Here is a 19311-nt window from a genome sequence, read left to right on the forward strand (position 1 = left end):
GCACGGCCGGCGCGGACACGGCGCGCCGCGGCTGTGCAGGCAGTGTCCACCGCGGGTGAAAGCCCCGACATGGAAGCGTCCGTCACGGACCGCCGGGCCGGAAATGTGCGCGCACCGATCGGCAGGCCTGTCACCAGTTCGACGGCGACTGCCCCGCATTGGGATCCGGCGCCCCGCCGATGCCGCCCACCCGGGCTGCGTCCGGGGCACGGCGGTCGCAGGCCCCCACCGCAGGTGGGCGGGGCCGCGGCCCAGCAGCCCACCGTCTGCGTGCGCGCGACGACCGCACGGAAGGCAATACCCTGAGCAAGCAGACCATCGACACCGGCGTGACCCCGAGTCCCGATGTCAGCCCGGTGTCCCTCAACCACACTCCCGACTCCCCCGCCCCCACGTTCGCCGAGCTCGGCGTCCGCGACGAGATCGTCCGCGGACTCGCCGACGTCGGCATCGACCGCACCTTCGCCATCCAGGAGCTGACGCTGCCGCTGGCGCTGGCCGGCGACGACCTGATCGGCCAGGCGCGCACGGGCATGGGCAAGACCTTCGGCTTCGGCGTTCCGCTGCTGCACCGCATCACGGCCGCCGACGCCGAGCGGCCCTTGGACGGCACCCCACGCGCGCTGGTGATCGTGCCGACGCGCGAGCTGTGCGTCCAGGTCACCACGGATCTTCAGGAGGCCTCCGTGCACCTGGGCGCCCGCGTGATGTCCATCTACGGCGGCCGCCCCTACGAGGACCAGATCGCGACGCTGCAGTCCGGCGTCGACGTCGTCGTGGGCACCCCCGGCCGGCTCCTCGACCTGGCCAACCAGGGGCACCTCGTCCTGGGCAAGGTCTCCGTCCTCGTGCTCGACGAGGCCGACGAGATGCTGGACCTGGGCTTCCTGCCGGACATCGAGCGGGTCCTCGGCATGGTGCCGGACAAGCGCCAGACCATGCTGTTCTCCGCGACGATGCCGGGGCCCATCATCACCCTGGCGCGCACGTTCCTGACCAAGCCGACGCACATCCGCGCCGAGGAGCCCGACTCGTCGGCGGTGCACGAGCGCACCGTCCAGCACGTGTTCCGCGCGCACGCGCTGGACAAGGTGGAGATGCTCACGCGCATCCTGCAGGCACGGGGCCGCGGCGCCACCATGATCTTCACGCGCACCAAGCGGACCGCGCAGAAGGTCGCCGACGAGCTCGCCGAGCGCGGGTTCAAGGTGGGCGCCGTGCACGGCGACCTGGGCCAGGCGGCCCGAGAGAAGTCCCTCGACGGCTTCCGTTCCGGCACGGTGGACGTGCTCGTGGCCACCGACGTCGCCGCCCGCGGCATCGACATCGACGACGTCACGCACGTCATCAACTACCAGTGCCCCGACGACGAGAAGACCTACGTGCACCGCATCGGCCGCACCGGCCGCGCGGGCCGCACCGGTATCGCCGTGACCCTGGTCGACTGGGACGACGTCCCCCGCTGGCAGCTGATCGACAAGGCGCTGGGCCTCGGCATCGCCGATCCGGTGGAGACGTACTCGAGTTCCGAGCACCTCTTCGTCGACCTCGACATCCCCACCGACGTCACCGGCAAGGTGGGGGCCGCCACCCGCGCCACCGGCAGTCCGCGCAGCTCGCGCAACGGTGACAAGCGCTCCGTGTCGGGCTCCGGAGACACGCGTCGCCGCGCCGACGGCAAGGCCGCGGCGCAGCGCAACCGTTCTTCGCGCCGACGCACACGGGGCGCGCAGTCCGCCGGAGAGGGCGCTGCGGCCTCGCAGCGCCCGGCGGGCGACGGCGGCACCGCCGACGCGTCTTCCGAGGCCAAGGCAGGCACCGGACCGTCCTCCGCGGGCCCGACGCAGCGCCGTCGCCGGCGCCGCCGCTCGGGCGGCAGCGCATCGGGCGGCAGCGCCCCGCAGGGCAGCGCCGCGGCCACGGACTGACTCCGCTCCGTGCCCCGGCCTGAGCCTGAGCGCCGCACGCGCGTCGACCTTGCCGTCACCGCACTGATCAGCGCCGCGATCATCGTCGCGGCGCTGATCGTGTGGTGGACGAGCCCGTCGCGCGCCACCGACGCCGAGCCCGCCGTCGGCGCGGCCCCCGTCCCCACTGCCGTCACCGGCACGCCGTCGGCCCTCGCCGAGGCCTGGCGCGCCCCCGATGCCGCGGCCGGCCACCCGCTCGTCGTGGGCGGCACCGTGATCACGGCCGACGGGTCCACGGTCCTCGGCCACGACTTCCGCACCGGCGAGGTCCGCTGGTCGTACGAACGCGGGGTGCCGCTGTGCGCCGCGACCGCCGCCTTCGGCCACGCCGTGGCCGTCTACCGCACCGGCGACGGCTGCAGCGAGGTGACCGCGGTCGACGCGGACTCGGGCCGCCGCGGGCCGCAACGCAGCAGCAACTCGGACGACACGATGCGGCTGCTCACCGGCGAGGACAGGGTGACCGCGGTGGGGACCACCCGCATCGAGTCGTGGCGCTCGGATCTGGTGCGCACCGTCGAGTACGGCCGCGTCGACGCGCCGGTGCACGCGGACAGCGACCCGCGCCCGGGGTGCTCCATCGACTCCGCCGCCGCGTCCGGCACCCGCATCGCGGTACTCGAGCGCTGCCCCGGCGACGCCGGCGTCCGGTTGACGGTCATGACCGCCACGCCCGACGACGCCTCCCAGCCCGACGTGCTGGGCTCCCAGGTGCTCGGCATCGACGGCGCCCCGCTGCAGGCGGCGCGCGTGGTCGCGGTGTCCGGGGAGCACACCGCCGTCGTCGCGCCCGACGGCCAGGGCACCGCGCTGCTCGTCTACGACGCGAGTGTCGCCCGCGAAAGCCTCACACCGCTCGCCGACGGCACCGCCATCGACCGCGTCGTGGTGGGCGCCCGATCGGGACCGGTGATCACCTTCTGGAACGGCGCGAGCACGGTCGCGCTGGACGCGCGGACACTCGCCGTCCGGTGGCGGATGCCGGGCACGCTGGGGCCGGGCACCTCGATGGCCTCCGCGCTGTTGGTCCCCACCGCCGAGGGGCTTGCCGTGGCGGGCCCCTGGGACGGCAGCGTGCGGCGCACGATCCCCGTCGACCGCACCGCCGACGGCGCCGTCGGCACCGCGGGGCCGGTGGTTCCGGGCACGGCCGGCAACGTGGTGCTGGAGCAGCGCGGCGGGACCCTCGTGGCGCTCACGCCCGTGCCGCCCCCGGAGTGACGGAACCGGTCACGAGTAGATCTCCGCGGCGGACAGGGTCACCGGCTCGGCGCCGTCCTCCCAGTGGGCCAGCAGGTTCCCCGCCAGTTCCCGGTACGCCGCGGCGCCCTTGTTCTTGCGGCCGGCGAGCACCGTCGCCCCCGACGCCGAGGCCTCCGCGAACCGCACCGTGCGCGGGATGGGCGGCGCCAGCACCGGCATGCCGTAACGGTCGGACACGTCGGCGAGGACGTCACGGCTGTGCGTGGTGCGCGCATCGTAGAGCGTGGGCAGCACACCGAGCATCCGCAGCGACGGGTTCGTGATCGATTGGACCTCCTCGACAGTGCGCAGCAGCTGCCCCACCCCGCGATGCGCCAGCGTCTCGCATTGCAGGGGCACCATCACCGCGTCCGCCGCGGTGAGGCCGTTCAGGGTGAGCACGCCCAGCGACGGCGGGCAGTCGATGAAGATGTAGTCGAACCGCTCGGCGACGGCGGTCAGCGCGCGGCGCAGAGCGTGCTCGCGTCCCGGGCGCATCAGCAGCAGGGCCTCGGCACCCGCAAGGTCGATCGTCGCGGGCAGCAGGGTCATCCCGTCCGCGGTGTCGACCAGGACGTCGTCCACGTCCGCCTCGCCGATCAGCACGTCGTGCACCGACGACGCGAGCTTGTCGGGGTCGTGCCCCAGCGAGAACGTCAGGCACGCCTGTGGATCCAGGTCGACGATCAGCACCGACCTGCCACGGGCCACCAGCGCCGCACCCAGCGAGGCGACGGTGGTCGTCTTGGCGACCCCGCCCTTCTGATTTGCCACTGCCAGAACTCTTGCCACGTCCGCCATCTTCGCCGATCGTTGTCGTCCAGGCCACATCCGCCCCGTCGTCGGCGCGCCGACACCGCCGGATCGCCCCCGGCCCCCGCGCCCGGGCCGCTGGGGCACGGGGGTGCGAAGATGGCCGGGTGACGGAGAATTTCCGCGTCGTGCTCGTCCGGCACGGCGAAACCGCATGGTCCGCGTCGGGCAGGCACACCGGCCGCACCGAGGTCGCTCTCACGGAGGAGGGCATCGAACAGGCCCGACGGCTGCCGCAGCTGCTGGCCCCCTTGCGGCTGGACGATCCTCTGGTGATCGCGAGCCCGCGTGCGCGCGCACTGGACACCGCGCGCCTGGCGGGCCTCGCGGTCGACGCCGTCGACGACAGACTGGCCGAGTGGGACTACGGCGACTACGAGGGCGTGACGACGACCGAGATCCGGAAGGCGGTCCCCGGCTGGACGGTGTGGACGCATCCGTGTCCCGGCGGCGAGACGGCCGCGCAGGTCGCTGCGCGGGCGGACGCGCTCCTGCGTTCCGTGGCCGGCCCGGGGGCGGAACGCGACGTGGTGCTCGTGGGCCACGGTCACTTCTCCCGGGCGCTGATGGCCCGCTGGATCGACGCGGATGTGACGCTGGGCGCGCGCGTGGCCATGCCCACCGCGGCGGTGGCCGAGCTGGGCCACGAGCACGAGTACCGGGTCGTCTGCTCCGTGGCAGGCCCGGGGCGACTGCCAGCACCGCACGAGGAGCCGATCCGATGACCGTCGACGTCCGCCGCGTCCGCCGCGGCGACGCCCCCGTGCTCGTGGAGCTCATCGAGGGGCTCGCGGAGTTCGAGCGCATGCGCGACCAGTGCACGGTGACCTCCGACCTGCTGGCCGACGCGCTGTTCACCCCGGACGCGGCGGTGTTCGGCCATGTCGTCGTGGAAGACGGGCGGATCGCCGGGATGGCGCTGTGGTACCTCACATTCAGCACGTGGGACGGAGTGCACGGCATCCACCTGGAGGACCTCTACGTGCGGCCCGGATCCCGCGGACGGGGGCACGGCCGCCGGCTGCTCGCCGCCCTGGCCTCGGTGTGCGCGGAGCGCGGCTACACCCGCCTCGAGTGGGAGGTGCTGAATTGGAATGCGGGCGCCATCCGGTTCTACGAATCGATCGGCGCGGTCGGGCGGGGCGAATGGACGCAGAACAGGCTCACCGGGGAGGCCCTCGCCGCCCTGGCGGCGGAAGGAGACGGACGGTGAACGGACACGGCGGAGAACCGACGGCATCCGACGCCGCGATCCCGGCGGATTCGGCAGCCCTGGCGGATTCGGCAGCCCTGGCGGATTCGGCAGCCCTGGCGGATTCGGCAGCCCTGGCGGAGATCACGGCGAAACAGCACATCCACGACGCCGTGATGCGCTACTGCCGGGGCATCGACCGGCTCGACATGACGGCGGTGCGCTCCGCGTACCACGCGGACGGCGTCGATCATCACACCGGATTCGACGGCCCCGTCGAGGGGTTCATCGAGTGGGTCGGGCCGCTGCTGCGCACCCTCGACGGAACCCGCCACGAGATCTCCAACCATCTTGCGCAGGTCAGCGGCGACCGGGCGGTGGCGGAGAGCTACGGCGTCGCCCGCCACTGGGGCGCACATCGTGCGATGAACTTCACGACCGGGCTGCGCTACGTCGACTACTTCGAACGTCGCGACGGCACGTGGGCCATCGTCGAGCGGTTCGCCGTGCGCGAATGGAACCGGTATGAGGGCCCGCCCGCCGACGATCCGTCCGCAGCGCGGGTCATCCGCATCGAACACGGCGCCGGCGACGGCCCGGCGGGCGCCCGGGACGCGACCGACCCCGTCTACCGGCTCCTGCAGCGGCTGGAATGACGGCCGGGGTCACGGCGCAGCGCTCGGAACGCGTCCCGTCGACCCCGCACCCGGACGGCCGAAGTCGCAGGCCGGGCGCCCGCGAAGACGTCAGTCGTCGGGATCGTCGGAGTCGTCCGACCGGCCTGCGTCGGGATCGGCGCGGTGCGCGTAGGGCCGGTTCATCCACTCCGATGTCCGCGGGTGCACGAGCAGGACGAACGCGGGCACGATGGCCAGGACGATAAGGATTCCCCAGGCCAGCTGGTGCGACTGGCCGAGCAGCGAGAACGCGAACGGCGCCAGCAGCACCTGGGTGATGATGGCGACACCGCGCCCGCCGCGCTTGCCCATCAGCAGCGTGACCCCGGCCGCCAGGACGCCGCCGAAAAGAACGCCGAACCAGGCGGCGGTGCCGTAGTAGCTGATGCCCTTGTCGTGATTGCCCACCAGCGCGGAGATCACGTAGAAGATCGCGATGCCGACGCCCACGACGCCCTCGCCGGTGACGATGCCGCCCGCGAGGCGCACCGTGTTGGGCGGGATTCCGGGTTCGGTCGGATGGGGGGCGGTCGAGGGGTCCCGCGGGTCGCGCGGCCTCGAACCGTCGTTGTCGTCGGGCACGCGGACAGCCTAGGACAGCATGTCCGGGGCGTGCCGCTAGGGTGTCTGAGCGTGCGCGCCCTCCTGATCGTCAACCCACACGCCACGTCCACCACCCCGGCGGGCCGTGACCTGCTGGCGCACGCCCTGGCCAGCAGGCTCGATCTGGAGGTGGTGCACACGACGCATCGCGGCCACGCCGCCGAGCTGTCGCACCGTGCCGCACTCGAAGGCGTCTCCGTGGTGGTCGTGCATGGCGGCGACGGCACCGTCAACGAGACCGTCAACGGCCTGTTGGGCCCGCCCCACCCCGATTCCGTGCGTGAGATCGCGCAGGGCCGCACTCCGTCCGTCTGCGTGGTCCCGGGCGGCTCGGCGAACGTCTTCGCGCGGTCGCTGGGAATCCGCCCGGACCCCGTCGAGGCCACCAACCAGGTGCTCGACCTGCTGGCGTCGCGGCAGCGGCGGCGCATCGGGCTGGGCCACTGCGACAACCGCTGGTTCACCTTCACCGCCGGCATGGGCGTCGACGCCCTGGTGGTGGAGGCGATGGAGGCCGCGCGACGCGCCGGTCACGCCGCCACGCCGTCCCGTTATCTGCGGACGACGGTGCGCGTGTTCCTGCGCAATGCGCGCCGCCCGGCGACGCTGTCGGTCGAGCTGCCCGGCCGGGATCCCGTGGACGGCGTCCACTACGCATTCGTGTCCAACACCTCACCGTGGACGTATCTGGGTGCGCGGGAAGTCCGGACCAATCCGGGCACGCGCTTCGACAGCGGCCTGGGGGTGTTCGGCATGCGGAGTATGGGCACCGCGACGAGCCTGCGGCTGTCGCGACAGCTGCTGTCCGCGACCGCGCGCCCGAAGAACAGGAACCTGGTGCACACCGATGACACGCCGTGCGTGCGGATCCGGAGCACCGAACCCGCCGCGTTCCAGATCGACGGCGATCACCTGGGGGTGCGCACGGACGTCACTTTCCACTCGGTGCCGGGGATCCTCGACGTCGTCGCCCCCACCGAACCCGACTGAGCCGCGGTTCCGGGCGAGGCCGTGCACTGAGCGGACGGAAAATTTCGCTAGCGTACACCACGTGTTGCGCGTAGCATCGGCGGGGTATGAATCCGACCGTCGAACCCCCGCCTGGCCCGCCCGGCGGCCGCACCGCGTGCATACGACGACCGGCCCGTCGCTTCGTGGGTCGCCGTGCACCGCGAACCGACTGCAGGCCGCCTTGCGCAGGTTGCACTCTGTTCACGTGACGTTGCCCACGACTTCACAAAACTCTATTGACATTACCCAAGTACGTGACAGCATTCATTGGCGGGGTTCACGAAGGCCTTTCCAGGAGATGGTCCGCAGCAACCGAACCGGTGGCGCGGAAGCCTTCCCGACCGCAAACGCAACACATATTTTTCTCATCAGATATCCGACGGTGCATGCACGCACCCAGTAAGGAGTGAGGGATGGACTGGCGCCATCGTGCCATCTGCCGCGACGAGGACCCGGAACTGTTCTTCCCGGTCGGCACGAGCGGTCCGGCGATTGCGCAGATCCAGACCGCCAAAGCGGTCTGCGCCCGCTGCCCCGTCGCATCCGAATGCCTCACCTGGGCGCTCGAGTCCGGACAGGACGCAGGCGTGTGGGGTGGCCTCAGCGAAGACGAGCGCCGTGCCCTGAAGCGGCGCAAGGCGCGCGCACGCACCCGCAGCGCAGTCTGAAGTCTCCGTCCGCCCCATCGGCGGCAGCAGGCGGGCCGGGCCTCCCACCGGGGGCCCGGCCCGCCTGCCTTTCTGGAATGCGGTCTGCGGTCTGAGGCCTTCGGTCGCCGGACTGCGCGTACCGGGCCGTCTCCCCCTGCCCTCTATGCCCCTGCCCTCTATGTGCCCCCTACGCCCTCATTCCCGACTCCGCACCGCGGGCATTCGCACGATCGCATCCGTGCCGCCTCCTTCGGCGGAACCCAGGCTGAATTCTCCCCCCAGGTCGGCGCCCACCAGTGTCCGTACGATCTGCAACCCCAGGCGCGGCGAATCCTCCACCGTGAACCCGTCGGGCACGCCGCGGCCGTCGTCGTGCACGGTGACCTCCAGAGTCCGGGCCGATCGCACGGCGTCGATGGTCACGTCCCCGGCCTCGGCCACACCCTCGTAGCCGTGTTCGATCGCGTTCTGCACCAGCTCCACCATCACCATCACCAGCGGCGTGGCCCTGTCCGCCCCCAAACTGCCCAATCCGCCCCGCCGCCGGATCCGGACACGGCCGCCGCCCGCGACCTCGGCCATGATCGGCACCAGCCGGTCCACCACCGCATCCAGGTCGACGTCCTCGCCCACCGATATCGACAAGGTCTCGTGCACCAGGGCTATGGACGACACGCGGCGCACCGCCTCGGCGAGCGCGGCGGTGACCTCCGGGTCGCCGCTCCGTCGGCCCTGCAGCCGCAGCAGCGCGGCGACGGTCTGCAGATTGTTCTTCACCCGGTGGTGGATCTCCCGGATGGTGGCGTCCTTGCTCAGCAGCGCACGGTCGCGCCGCTTGACCTCGGTGACGTCCCGCACCAGCACCAGAGCCCCGGCCGCCGCCGCGGATGTGCGCAACGGCAGCGCACGCATCAGGATCGTCGCCCCGCGTGTGTCCAGCTCGATCCGCAGGACGGTGCCGTGCACCAGCGTGTCCCGCAGCCTCTCGCCTGCTTCACGACCGTCGAGCGGATCCCACACCAGCTCCTCGGTCACCTGCACGAGGTCACGGCCCACCAGCTCCACGGTCAGACCCATCCGGTGGAACGCCGACTGCGCGTTGGGGCTGGCGTAGGCGACGTGCCCGGACGAGTCGAGCCGGATGAGCCCGTCACCGGCGCGGGGGCTCGAGTGCGAGGCCGAGTCCGCCTCGTCGGGCGGATACGCGCCCTCGGCCATCATCTGCTGCAACAGCGCGGCGCTGTCGTCGTACACCGCCTCCAGCGGACTGGGCACGCGTGGTCGCACACCCGCGGTGACCGCGGCGACGACCCCCACCGTCCGGCCGGCGTAACGCACCGGGACGGCGGCCATCCGTGCCGCGTCGGTCACCCCGGGCACCGCCACGATCCCCCGGACGACGGCGCCCTCGTCCCACGCGCGCTGCAGAAGCGGCGCCTGCGCGGCCGACGGGCGGGCGCCCACCTCGTCACGCTGGAACACCGTTGCCGCCGTGGTGGGGCGGCTCTGGGACGCGCAGATCATCGTCGACGCCGGACCGGCCACCTCCCCGGCACCGGACCTGCGCACCCACAACAGCTGGTCGCCGAAGGACAGATCCGCCAGCAGCTGCCACTCGCCCACCACCCGTTGCAGGTGGTCGACCGCCCCGCCGTCCAGGTCCGTGTACTGCGCGAGCAGCTCGCTGAGCGTCGACATCACGTCCGGGCCGCCGGGGCCGGGCGGGCGGGAGCCGGTTCACCCGGCGCATCCGACAGCATGCACCAATCGAACCACAGTCCGGCGCACGTGCGACAATGTTCCGGTCGGTGTTCCGTGGACGGGCGGGCGGCCACCTCCGTGGGCACGCCCTGCCGGGCGGGACATGCACCGTTGGACGAGAGGTGAACATCATGAGCAAGCGTGGACGCAAGCGTCGCGACCGCAAGAAGAGGCCCGCCAACCACGGCAAGCGCCCCAACAGCTGACCGTAGACACGCTGAGGGCCCGGGAGCATGCAGCTCCCGGGCCCTCAGCGTGTTCGCGGGGCGCGCCGGCTCAGGGGTTCGCGCCCGCCTCAGCCGGCGTACGGGTTCAGGCGTCGCCGCGTTCGATCCGCGTCGTGGTCACCACGGTGCGCCTAATCTCCAGGCTCAGCCGCTGTCGCAACCCCTCCGGCGCGTGTTCGCCGCCGCACTTGCGTTCCAGCAGGTACTTGAGTTTCTCCTCGATGCCGTAGGTGGCGAGGCACGACGGGCAGGTTTCCATGTGCCGCTTCACCCGCGCGCGCGTCGCCTGGTCGCACTCGTTGTCGAGGAGCAACCAGACGTCCGCGATCACCGCGGAACAATCCAGATCATCGGGTGCTGCGCCGGTCATCGGTCGCTCTCCTGCCCTGCGGGCGCGGCCTGTGCCGTCGCCTTGCCGCCTGCCGCCTTCGTCTTCTTCGAGGTGTCGATGCCATGCTCCCGGGCCACCTCGGCCAGCAGTCCGCGCAGCTGCTTGCGTCCGCGGTGCAGGCGCGACATCACGGTGCCGATGGGCGTGTCCATGATCTCGGCGATCTCCTTGTACGGGAAGCCCTCGACGTCCGCGTAGTACACGGCCATCCGGAACTCCTCCGGCAGCTGCTGCAGCGCGTTCTTGATGTTCTCGTCGGGCATGGCCTCGAGCGCTTCGAGCTCGGCGGACTTGAGCCCCTCCGCGGTGTGCTCGGCGGTCGCGGCGATCTGCCAGTCGGTGATCTCGTCCGTCGGGTACTGCGCGGGTTGACGCTGCTTCTTGCGGTAGCCGTTGATGTAGGTGTTGGTGAGGATCCGGTAGAGCCACGCCTTGAGGTTGGTGCCCTTGCGGAACGACCGGAACGCGGAGAACGCCTTGAGGTAGGTCTCCTGCACCAGGTCCTCGGCGTCGGCGGGCTTGCGCGTCATCCGCAGCGCGGCGCCGTACAGCTGATCCAGCAGAGGCATCGCGTCGCGCTCGAACCGCGCGGCCAGCTGGGCCTCGTTCTCCGCGGCCTCGTTCTCCGCTGACCCGTTCTCCGCGGTATCACCGGCGCCGGCCCGCGTCGCTACGCCGCGGCCCTCCCCGCCCCGGGCGGCTGCGGCGCCCCCGGCTGCGGCGCCCCCGGACTCGGGCTCCGCCGTTGCGGAGGCGCTGCGGTCCGGCTCCTCGGGTTTCGGCACTTGAGTCCCTTCCGTCGTCCCTGATGCCGAGGCTACCGTTATCGGCTCGCCGATCAGTACGGGACGGCGCATGCACGTCACACCCAATGCTCCAGACCTCCTCCGCTACGGACGACCGTCGCCGGTGCCGCCTTCTCCGGCGACTCCACGACCTCGTCCCGTGCAACGCCGCACCGGCGTGTCGTGTTCCCGGGCCACGCGGGGTGCGGGCCTACTGTGGAGGCATGTCGGGCACTTCCACTCCGGCCACCCTCGCCGCGGCACGGGCCGGAATCGAGCACCGTGTGCACGAGTACTCGCACGATCGCCGCGTACGCACCTTCGGCGCCGAGGCGGTGGAGGCGCTCACCGCCGAACTCGACGTGGCACCCGAACAGATCTTCAAGACCCTGCTGATCAAGGTCGACGACGTGCTGGCGGTGGCCGTCCTGCCCGTGCCGTCGGCACTGTCGCTCAAGGCGGCGGCGAAGGCGCTGGGCGGCCGCCGCGCGGCGATGGCCGACCATGCCGAGGCCGAGCGGGCCACCGGATACGTCGTCGGCGGAATCTCGCCGCTGGGCCAGCGCAAACGCCTGCCCACCGTGGTCGACGAGTCCGCGCTGGCCTACGGCCTGGTCCTGTGCAGCGCGGGCCGCCGGGGCCTGGACCTGGAGCTTCGGCCGCAGGACCTCGTCACGCTCACCGGCGCAGTGACCGCCCGGATCGCCACCAATTGACCGGCTCCGTCACGGCCCGCGCCGCCGGCCGACCGGCCGTGCCGACCGCGCACGCGGCGATGGGCCAAGATGGAGTGATGAGCCTGTGGAGTGCACCCGCCGCCGGCGGGCCTGTCGATGCTGTCGTGGAGCTGCCGGGGTCCAAGTCGATCACCAACCGCGCCCTCGTCCTCGCCGCGCTCGCCGAGGGGCGGTCGACCATCACCGGCGCGCTCCGCAGCCGCGACACGGACCTGATGATCGGCGCGCTGCAGGCGCTGGGCACGCGGATCGAGCCGTACGGCGACGGCTCCGACCCGACGGCGCTGTCCGTCGTGCCCGGCCCCCTGCACGGCGGCGCGGTCGACTGCGGCCTGGCCGGCACCGTGATGCGCTTCGTGCCGCCGATCGCCGCGCTCGCGGAGGGCAACGTCTCCTTCGACGGCGATCCGCAGGCACGGGTGCGCCCGCTGGGCGTGGTCCTCGACGCCCTGCGCGATCTGGGGGCGCAGGTCGTCGGAGGGGCGCTGCCGTTCACGGTGTTCGGTTCCGGGTCTCTCGAGGGCGGGATCGTGGAGATCGACGCCTCGGGGTCGTCGCAGTTCGTATCGGGACTGCTGCTCTCCGGCTGCCGCTTCCGGCACGGCGTGTCCGTCCGGCACCGGGGCACGCCGGTGCCGTCCATGCCGCATATCGACATGACGATCGCCATGCTCGCCGCAGCGGGGGTCGCCGTCTCCACCGAGCATTCCGGCAACGGCGTCGACACCTGGAGGGTCGAGCCGGGGCCCGTCCGCGCCGTCGACTGGATGGTGGAACCGGACCTGTCCAACGCCACGCCGTTCCTCGCCGCCGCGGCGGTCACCGCGGGCCGGGTGACCGTGCCACGCTGGCCGCGCACCACCACACAGGCGGGCAACGCGATCCGCGAGATCCTGGCGGCGATGGACTGCCGGGTCACCTGGGCTGACGATGCCCTCACCGTGGAGGGGCCGGAGCGGCTGCGCGGCATCGACGTGGACCTGCGCGCCACCGGCGAGCTGACGCCCACGGTCGCCGCGCTGGCCGCGCTGGCGCACGGGCCGTCGACGCTGACGGGGATCGGCCACCTGCGCGGCCACGAGACGGACAGGCTCGCCGCGCTGGCCGCGGAGATCACGGCCCTCGGCGGCCGCGCGGAGGAGCTCGACGACGGCCTCGCCATCACGCCGGCGCCGCTGCACGGCGGCACCTGGCACTCCTACGCCGACCACCGCATGGCAACCGCGGGCGCCATCCTGGGCCTGCGCGTGGACGGTCTGCAGGTCGAGGACGTCGAGACGACCGGCAAGACGATGCCCGATTTCCCGGGGATGTGGGCCGGGATGCTCGCCGGGTCCGGAGCGGTCTCCTGAGCGCGGCGCGTCGGCCGCGGCGGACTCACGATTTCGACGAGTCCGATGTGCGGGTGCGCCCGTCGCGCGGCTCCCGGCCGCGCACCAAGACGCGGCCGGACCACCGCGACGCTGTGGCCGCGATGGTGGTCTCCAAGGACCGCGGCCGGTGGGGATGCGCGCTGAAGGGCGACCCGCAGCGCCGCGTGGTCGCGATGCGCGCCCGCGAGCTGGGCCGCACGCCGGTGGTCGTCGGCGACACCGTCGACGTCGTCGGCGACCTCTCCGGCCGCCCGGACACCCTGGCGCGCATCGTCCGCGTCGCCGAGCGCCGCACCGTGCTGCGCCGGACCGCCGACGACACCGATCCGTACGAGCGCACCGTCGTCGCCAACGCCGAGCAGCTGCTCATCGTCACCGCGCTCGCCGATCCGCCGCCGCGCACCGGGTTCGTCGAGCGCGCCCTCGTCGCCGCCTATGTGGGCGGCGTCGCCCCCGTGCTGTGCCTGACCAAATCGGATCTGGCCGACCCGGCCGAGTTCGCCGCCGCGTTCGCCGACCTCGACGTGCCCGTGTTGCTCGCCGGGCGCGAGGATCCGCTCGACCCCGTCCGCGCGCTGCTCACCGGCACCGTCACGGCGCTGATCGGCCACTCCGGCGTGGGAAAGTCCACCCTGGTCAACCGGCTCGTCCCCGACGCCGACCGCGCCACCGGCGTCGTCTCCGGTGTCGGCAAGGGGCGGCACACCTCCACGCAGTCGGTGGCGATCCCGCTGCCCGGCGGCGGGTGGGTGATCGACACCCCCGGCGTGCGGTCGTTCGGCCTGGCGCACATTTCGCCCGAGGACGTCCTGGGCGCGTTCGCCGACCTCGACGCTGCGGCGGAGGACTGCCCCCGCGGCTGCACCCACCTGGGGCCGCCGGCCGACCCGGAGTGCGCCTTCGACACCCTGGAAGGGCACACCCGCCGGCGCGCATCCGCAGTGCGATCGCTGCTCGCGGCCCTCGGCACCAACGACGCCTGGGCGCGGGACCCGGGCCAGTAGACGGCGTCGCCCGACGGGGCGGCCGGGCGGACCGGACTCGACGGACGACGAGAGGCCCGGCGATCCGCAGACCGCCGGGCCTCTCGTCACCCCTCGTCGGGCGGGCGCGTCAGTGCGCCACCGGGCACTTTCCGGTGAAGTCCACCTCGAGCTCCTTGATGCCGTTGAGCCAGGCCGACGGCAGGCGCTGCGCCTCCCCCAGCTTGGTGATGTCCGGCATCACGTCTGCGATGGCGTTGAAGATCAGTTCGATCTCGAGCCGCGCCAGGTGCGTGCCGATGCAGAAGTGCGCCCCGGTGCCGCCGAACCCCAGGTGCGGATTGGGATCACGCGTGATGTCGAAGGTGTAGGGGTCGTCGAACACCGTCTCGTCGCGGTTGCCGGACATGTAGAAGATGGCGACGCGGTCGCCCTTCTTGATCTGCTGGCCGCCGAGTTCGGCGTCGCAGGTGGCGGTGCGCTGGAACACGGTGACGGGGCTGGCCCAGCGGACGACCTCGTCCGCCATCGTCTTCGGCCGCTCCTCCCGCCACAGCTTCCACTGTTCGGGGTTGTCCATGAACGCGAGGATGCCGTGGGTGATGGCGTTGCGGGTGGTCTCGTTGCCGGCGACCGCCAGCAGCAGCACGAAGAAGCCGAACTCCTCGCTGCTCAGCGCCTCGCCGTCGATGCTGGCGTCGAGCAGCTTGCTGATGATGTCGTCCGCCGGCTCCTCGCGGCGCTTCTCCGCGAGGTTGTAGGCGTAGCCGAGCATCTCCATCGACGACATGGCCGGGTCGACGTCCGCGTTCTCCGGGTCGTCGTAGCCCATCATCTCGTTGGTCCACTTGAACAGCTGGCCGCGGTCCTCCTGCGGCACGCCCAGCAGCTCGGCGATGGCCTGCAGCGGCAGCTCGGCGGCGACCTTCGAGACGAAGTCGCCGGTCTGTTCGCCGTTGGCCTCGTTGACGATCTTCTCGGCACGCTCGGTGAGCGCGCCGCGCAGCGTCGCGATGGCGCGCGGGGTGAAGCCGCGGGAGATGATGCCGCGCAGCTTGGTGTGCACGGGCGCGTCCTGGTTGAGCAGGATCGTGCGCTGCATCTCGATCTGCTCACGGGTGATGTAGTCCGCGAAGCGGACGATGGCGGTGTTCTCCCACGACGAGTACGTCTTGTCGTCGCGGGAGACCTCGCGGATGAGCTCGTGGCTGGTGACGGCCCAGTAGCCGTCGTCGTCGAAGCCGCCGACCTCGCGCGGCTGCGAGATCCAGTACACCGGGGCGTTTCGGCGCAGCTCGGCGAGCTGCTCGTGCGGGACGCGCTCGGCCATGAGCTCCGGCTCGGTGGGATCGAATCCCTCGGGAAGATTGGGCTTGGTCACGTCTACACTCCTGCCCTCGGCGGTCACGGGTGCCCCAGCCACTACTGGAACACGTTCTAACTCGATTAGAACACATTCCAGTCCGACTGGAAAGGTTTGGCCCGGGACCAGCGGGACTCCGGCTTGATCACCGGCGCATACCTGTTCTAGCTTGCAGCTGAGGGCGTGTGCACCCGGACGGTGCCCCATCCCCATCGGTCCCATCCCCATCGGCCACAGCCTCATCAACTCCAGCCCGATCAAGCCAAGCCCGATCGGCCCCAACCTGATCGGCCCCAACTCCGCCGGCCCCGGCACCACCGGTCCGGCTCGACCGCCGCCATCGAATCGAAAGGACCTCGTCGTGGGCAATCCCGTGATCGTGGAAGCAGTGCGCACCCCCATCGGCAAGCGGAACGGGTGGCTTTCCGGCCTGCACGCCGCCGAACTGCTCGGCAAGGCGCAGGCGGGCGTGGTCAAGCGGGCCGGCATCGACCCCGAGCTGGTCGAGCAGGTCGTCGGCGGATGCGTCACGCAGGTGGGCGCCCAGTCCAACGACGTCGCCCGGGTCGCCTGGCTCAACGCGGGGCTGCCCTGGCAGACGGGCGCGACCACCATCGACTGCCAGTGCGGATCGTCCGAGCAGGCCACCCACATGGTGGCCAACCTGGTCGCCGCCGGCGCCATCGACGTCGGCGTCTCCTGCGGCATCGAGATGATGAGCCAGGTCCCCCTGGGCGCCAACGTGGCCGGCGATCACGCGGGCCCCCGCCGCCCGGAGTCCTGGGACATCGACATGCCCGCGCAGTTCCTGGCCGCCGAGCGCATCGCGGACCGGCGCGGATTCTCCCGCACCGACCTCGAGGAGTTCGGCCTGCGCTCGCAGCAGAATGCGGCGCGCGCCTGGAGCGAGGGCCGCTTCGACCGCGAGATCATCCCCGTCGAGGCACCGGTGATCGACGCGGACAAGAAGCCCACCGACGAGTGGAACACCGTCAGCCGCGACCAGGGCCTGCGCGAGACCACCATGGAGGGCCTGGCGACGCTCAAGCCGGTCTACGACGGCGCGCGCCACACCGCGGGCACCTCGTCGCAGATCTCCGACGGCGCGTGCGCGATCCTGATCATGGACGAGGACAAGGCCAAGGCGCTCGGCCTCAAGCCCCGCGCGCGCATCACCCACCAGGCGCTCGTCGGCGCCGAGCCCTACTACCACCTCGACGGCCCCGTGCAGGCCACCCAGCGCCTGCTCGACCGCTCCGGCCTGGCGATGAGCGACTTCGACCTATTCGAGGTCAACGAGGCCTTCGCCTCGGTCGCGCTGTCGTGGGCGTCGCAGCACAAGCCGGACATGGACCGCGTCAACGTCAACGGCGGCGCGATCGCCATCGGCCACCCCGTGGGCTGCACCGGTTCCCGGCTGATCACCACGGCGCTGCACGAGCTCGAGCGCACCGACGGCGAGCGCGCGCTGGTCACGATGTGCGCCGGAGGGGCGCTGGCCGCGGGGACGATCATCGAACGCATCTGACCTCCGCACGTCCCTCGCGCGCCGTGTCCCGCCCCGGGGCACGGCGCGCGATCGCGTTCACCGCCTCGCCGGCCGCCCTACACTGGCGGCATCGGCAGCACAGCACGTCACACCAACCATGTCAGGAGCGCATCCGATGTCGTCGTCCCCCGAACCCACCCTCGACCGCCGGGCCCTGCTCGACAGCCTCGTGGCCGCGCTGGAACGGCGCCACGAGGTCCTCGACGCCATCATCGAGTCGACCGACCGCGACGACGCCGCCCGCAATGTCCGCCGCCTCCTGGACGTCCCGGCCGAGCACGCGGACGCCGTCCTGAACATGCAGCTGTGGCGCCTCAACCGCCAGGACCTGCGGCGGATGCAGAAGGAGCTCGAGGACGTCAACAGCGCGCTGAACTGGATCACCCCCAGCGACCGCGACGTGCGGCTGCGCCCGTTCGTCAAGCAGGAACCGGACACGTCGCTGTACCGGGCCCGCGCCACAGAGCCGCGCGAGGACGGGACCACGCTGCACGCCCCCGGCCAGATCGACACCGCCATCGACGAGGGCCTCGCGCGGATCGACGAGGAATCGGCCGCGTGGTTCGTGGTCGAGGACCCGGACGACGACGGCAAGGCGGTGGGCCTGGCCGTGGGCGAGCTGGGCGATCACGGCGAGGTGGAACTGCGGCTGTGGATCACCCCGGAGTGCCGCGGGCAGGGATTCGGCACGTCGACGCTCAAGGAGAGCCGCGGCGAGCTGGCCGCCTGCTTCCCCGGCGTCAACCTGGTGGTGCGCACCAAGCTGGGGCGGTAGCGGCCGCGCGTCTCCACGGAAGGCGCATCGACCAAGCGGAAATTGCTCGATCAGGGCGCTGATCCGGCATTTTCTGCTTGGTCGCCCCCGAACACGGCGGTGGCCGGCGGTTCCGCGGAACCGCCGGCCACCGCCGTTCGCGCTCTTGCTGTCAGCGCGCCCCGTACACCGGGGTGGGCGTCTCCGCCTTGCCCAGCAGGTCCTTCACCACCGGCCCGAGCTCCTTCGGGTCGATGCGGGCGCCCTTGTCCCAGGCCGGGCCGTGCCGCCAGCCCTCGGCCACCGTGACGCTGCCGCCCTCGACCTCGAACACGCGCCCGGTCACGTCGCCGGACTCGGTGCTGCCCAGCCACACCACCATCGGCGAGATGTTCGCGGGGTCCATCACGTCGAACCCGCCCTCCGGCGCCGCCATCGCCTCGGCCATCGCGCCGCCGGCGCCGACGGTCATCCGGGTGCGGGCCGCGGGGGCGATCGCGTTGGCGGTGATGCCGTAGCCGCCCATCTCCGCGGCGGCCTGGATCGTCATCTCGGCGATGCCGGCCTTGGCGGCGGCGTAGTTGCCCTGGCCGACGCTGCCCTGCAGCCCCGCTCCGGAGGTGGTGTTGATGATGCGCGCCTGGCGGGTGCGGCCCGCCTTCGATTCGGCACGCCAGTAGGCGGCGGCGTGATGGAGCGGCGCGAAGTGCCCCTTGAGGTGCACGCGGGTCACGGCGTCCCACTCGTCCTCGCCCATCGAGACCAGCATCCGGTCACGCAGGAAGCCGGCGTTGTTCACCAGCACGTCCAGTCCGCCGAAGGTGTCGATCGCGGTCTTGATCAGGTTCTGCGCGCCCTCCCAGGAGGCCACGTCGTCCCCGTTGACGACGGCGTCGCCGCCGGCCGCCTTGATCTCGGCCACGACCTGCTCGGCGGGGTGCTCGCCGGTGTCCTTCCCGTCCGCGCCCGCGCCGAGGTCGTTGACCACGACCTTCGCGCCCTCTGCCGCGAAGGCCAGCGCGTGCTCGCGCCCGATCCCTCGTCCGGCACCGGTCACGATGACGATGCGGCCGTCAACCAATCCGCTCACTGCATTCACTCCTTATCCGGGGGCACTCATCTGGTAACATACCAAGCAATCGCTTGGTTGTTAAGCCCGGCGGCGGTGATCGCGCCGAGCCGGTCACCCGGCCGAGCCGGTAAGCGATCACGGACCCGGACGCGGAGGTC

20 protein-coding genes are annotated in these 19311 nt (G+C 72.0%); 13 read left to right on the plus strand and 7 right to left on the minus strand.

Annotation, left to right across the window (positions count from 1 at the left end; genetic code table 11):
- Nucleotides 1-329 precede the first annotated feature (329 nt).
- Nucleotides 330-1928: a DEAD/DEAH box helicase gene (locus FO059_RS13755; protein WP_233266734.1), complete on the plus strand. Its 1599-nt coding sequence runs from the start codon at nucleotides 330-332 to the stop codon at nucleotides 1926-1928.
- A 9-nt stretch (nucleotides 1929-1937) separates the two neighbouring features.
- Complete coding sequence (locus FO059_RS13760; RefSeq protein WP_143909586.1) at nucleotides 1938-3191, plus strand: Rv3212 family protein; 1254 nt, start codon at nucleotides 1938-1940, stop codon at nucleotides 3189-3191.
- Between the two features lie 9 nt (nucleotides 3192-3200).
- On the opposite strand, the gene FO059_RS13765 is transcribed toward FO059_RS13760, so the two are convergent.
- Entirely contained in the window at nucleotides 3201-4013 is an 813-nt protein-coding gene (locus FO059_RS13765) for a ParA family protein (RefSeq protein ID WP_199257000.1), read from the minus strand.
- Between the two features lie 119 nt (nucleotides 4014-4132).
- On the opposite strand from FO059_RS13765, the gene FO059_RS13770 reads away from it, so the two are divergent.
- The 3 genes from FO059_RS13770 to FO059_RS13780 are packed head-to-tail and all read left to right on the plus strand — an operon-like array spanning nucleotide 4133 to nucleotide 5873.
- Entirely contained in the window at nucleotides 4133-4750 is a 618-nt protein-coding gene (locus FO059_RS13770; protein WP_143909588.1) for an acid phosphatase, read from the plus strand.
- On the plus strand, nucleotides 4747-5238 hold the full coding sequence (locus FO059_RS13775; RefSeq protein WP_143909589.1) for a GNAT family N-acetyltransferase: 492 nt from the start codon (nucleotides 4747-4749) through the stop codon (nucleotides 5236-5238). The genes FO059_RS13770 and FO059_RS13775 overlap by 4 nt, the downstream gene beginning before the upstream one ends.
- Nucleotides 5235-5873, plus strand: a complete 639-nt coding sequence (locus tag FO059_RS13780) for a nuclear transport factor 2 family protein (protein WP_233266735.1) — start codon at nucleotides 5235-5237, stop codon at nucleotides 5871-5873. The genes FO059_RS13775 and FO059_RS13780 overlap by 4 nt, the downstream gene beginning before the upstream one ends.
- A gap of 90 nt (nucleotides 5874-5963) precedes the next feature.
- Here the strand turns inward: FO059_RS13780 and FO059_RS13785 are convergent, their stop codons facing one another.
- The gene (locus FO059_RS13785; RefSeq protein WP_233266736.1) at nucleotides 5964-6476 is read right to left on the minus strand and encodes a hypothetical protein; all 513 of its coding nucleotides are present in this window, start codon (nucleotides 6474-6476) and stop codon (nucleotides 5964-5966) included.
- A gap of 51 nt (nucleotides 6477-6527) precedes the next feature.
- Here FO059_RS13785 and FO059_RS13790 point away from each other — a divergent pair, with 51 nt between their 5' ends.
- Complete coding sequence (locus FO059_RS13790; RefSeq protein WP_143909591.1) at nucleotides 6528-7487, plus strand: diacylglycerol/lipid kinase family protein; 960 nt, start codon at nucleotides 6528-6530, stop codon at nucleotides 7485-7487.
- A gap of 434 nt (nucleotides 7488-7921) precedes the next feature.
- Nucleotides 7922-8176 carry a WhiB family transcriptional regulator gene (locus FO059_RS13795; protein WP_143909592.1) on the plus strand — a complete coding sequence of 85 codons (255 nt, stop codon included), beginning with the start codon at nucleotides 7922-7924 and terminating at the stop codon, nucleotides 8174-8176.
- 177 nt (nucleotides 8177-8353) lie between these two features.
- Here the strand turns inward: FO059_RS13795 and FO059_RS13800 are convergent, their stop codons facing one another.
- Entirely contained in the window at nucleotides 8354-9856 is a 1503-nt protein-coding gene (locus tag FO059_RS13800; RefSeq protein WP_143909593.1) for a sensor histidine kinase, read from the minus strand.
- Nucleotides 9857-10050: 194 nt separating this feature from the next.
- Here FO059_RS13800 and FO059_RS19020 point away from each other — a divergent pair, with 194 nt between their 5' ends.
- Nucleotides 10051-10125 carry a 50S ribosomal protein bL37 gene (locus tag FO059_RS19020; RefSeq protein WP_143910772.1) on the plus strand — a complete coding sequence of 25 codons (75 nt, stop codon included), beginning with the start codon at nucleotides 10051-10053 and terminating at the stop codon, nucleotides 10123-10125.
- A 106-nt stretch (nucleotides 10126-10231) separates the two neighbouring features.
- Here the strand turns inward: FO059_RS19020 and rsrA are convergent, their stop codons facing one another.
- Nucleotides 10232-10516 (minus strand): mycothiol system anti-sigma-R factor, encoded by a 285-nt coding sequence (rsrA, locus tag FO059_RS13810; RefSeq protein ID WP_143909594.1) that lies wholly within the window; start codon nucleotides 10514-10516, stop codon nucleotides 10232-10234.
- The gene (locus FO059_RS13815) at nucleotides 10513-11322 is read right to left on the minus strand and encodes a sigma-70 family RNA polymerase sigma factor (protein ID WP_233266737.1); all 810 of its coding nucleotides are present in this window, start codon (nucleotides 11320-11322) and stop codon (nucleotides 10513-10515) included. Before FO059_RS13815 ends, rsrA begins: the two co-directional genes overlap by 4 nt.
- Nucleotides 11323-11546: 224 nt before the next feature.
- Between FO059_RS13815 and FO059_RS13820 the strand changes: the two genes are divergently transcribed.
- From FO059_RS13820 to rsgA, 3 genes are all read left to right on the plus strand, one after another.
- Nucleotides 11547-12038, plus strand: a complete 492-nt coding sequence (locus tag FO059_RS13820; RefSeq protein ID WP_143909596.1) for an aminoacyl-tRNA deacylase — start codon at nucleotides 11547-11549, stop codon at nucleotides 12036-12038.
- 77 nt (nucleotides 12039-12115) lie between these two features.
- Nucleotides 12116-13411, plus strand: coding sequence for a 3-phosphoshikimate 1-carboxyvinyltransferase (gene aroA, locus FO059_RS13825; RefSeq protein ID WP_143909597.1), 1296 nt, complete (start codon nucleotides 12116-12118; stop codon nucleotides 13409-13411).
- Nucleotides 13372-14436, plus strand: a complete 1065-nt coding sequence (gene rsgA, locus FO059_RS13830; protein WP_372497854.1) for a ribosome small subunit-dependent GTPase A — start codon at nucleotides 13372-13374, stop codon at nucleotides 14434-14436. The genes aroA and rsgA overlap by 40 nt, the downstream gene beginning before the upstream one ends.
- A gap of 109 nt (nucleotides 14437-14545) precedes the next feature.
- Here rsgA and FO059_RS13835 read toward each other — a convergent pair whose 3' ends face one another.
- A complete protein-coding gene (locus tag FO059_RS13835) occupies nucleotides 14546-15796 on the minus strand; it encodes a cytochrome P450 (RefSeq protein ID WP_143909598.1) in 1251 nt (416 codons plus the stop codon).
- Between the two features lie 343 nt (nucleotides 15797-16139).
- Here FO059_RS13835 and FO059_RS13840 point away from each other — a divergent pair, with 343 nt between their 5' ends.
- The gene (locus tag FO059_RS13840) at nucleotides 16140-17306 is read left to right on the plus strand and encodes a steroid 3-ketoacyl-CoA thiolase (RefSeq protein ID WP_143909599.1); all 1167 of its coding nucleotides are present in this window, start codon (nucleotides 16140-16142) and stop codon (nucleotides 17304-17306) included.
- A 136-nt stretch (nucleotides 17307-17442) separates the two neighbouring features.
- The gene (locus FO059_RS13845; RefSeq protein ID WP_158726402.1) at nucleotides 17443-18102 is read left to right on the plus strand and encodes a GNAT family N-acetyltransferase; all 660 of its coding nucleotides are present in this window, start codon (nucleotides 17443-17445) and stop codon (nucleotides 18100-18102) included.
- Between the two features lie 151 nt (nucleotides 18103-18253).
- Here the strand turns inward: FO059_RS13845 and FO059_RS13850 are convergent, their stop codons facing one another.
- Nucleotides 18254-19171 (minus strand): SDR family oxidoreductase, encoded by a 918-nt coding sequence (locus FO059_RS13850; RefSeq protein ID WP_143909601.1) that lies wholly within the window; start codon nucleotides 19169-19171, stop codon nucleotides 18254-18256.
- Between the last annotated feature and the right edge of the window lie 140 nt (nucleotides 19172-19311).

The organism is Tomitella fengzijianii (genome assembly GCF_007559025.1).
GTDB classification, from domain to species: domain Bacteria; phylum Actinomycetota; class Actinomycetes; order Mycobacteriales; family Mycobacteriaceae; genus Tomitella; species Tomitella fengzijianii.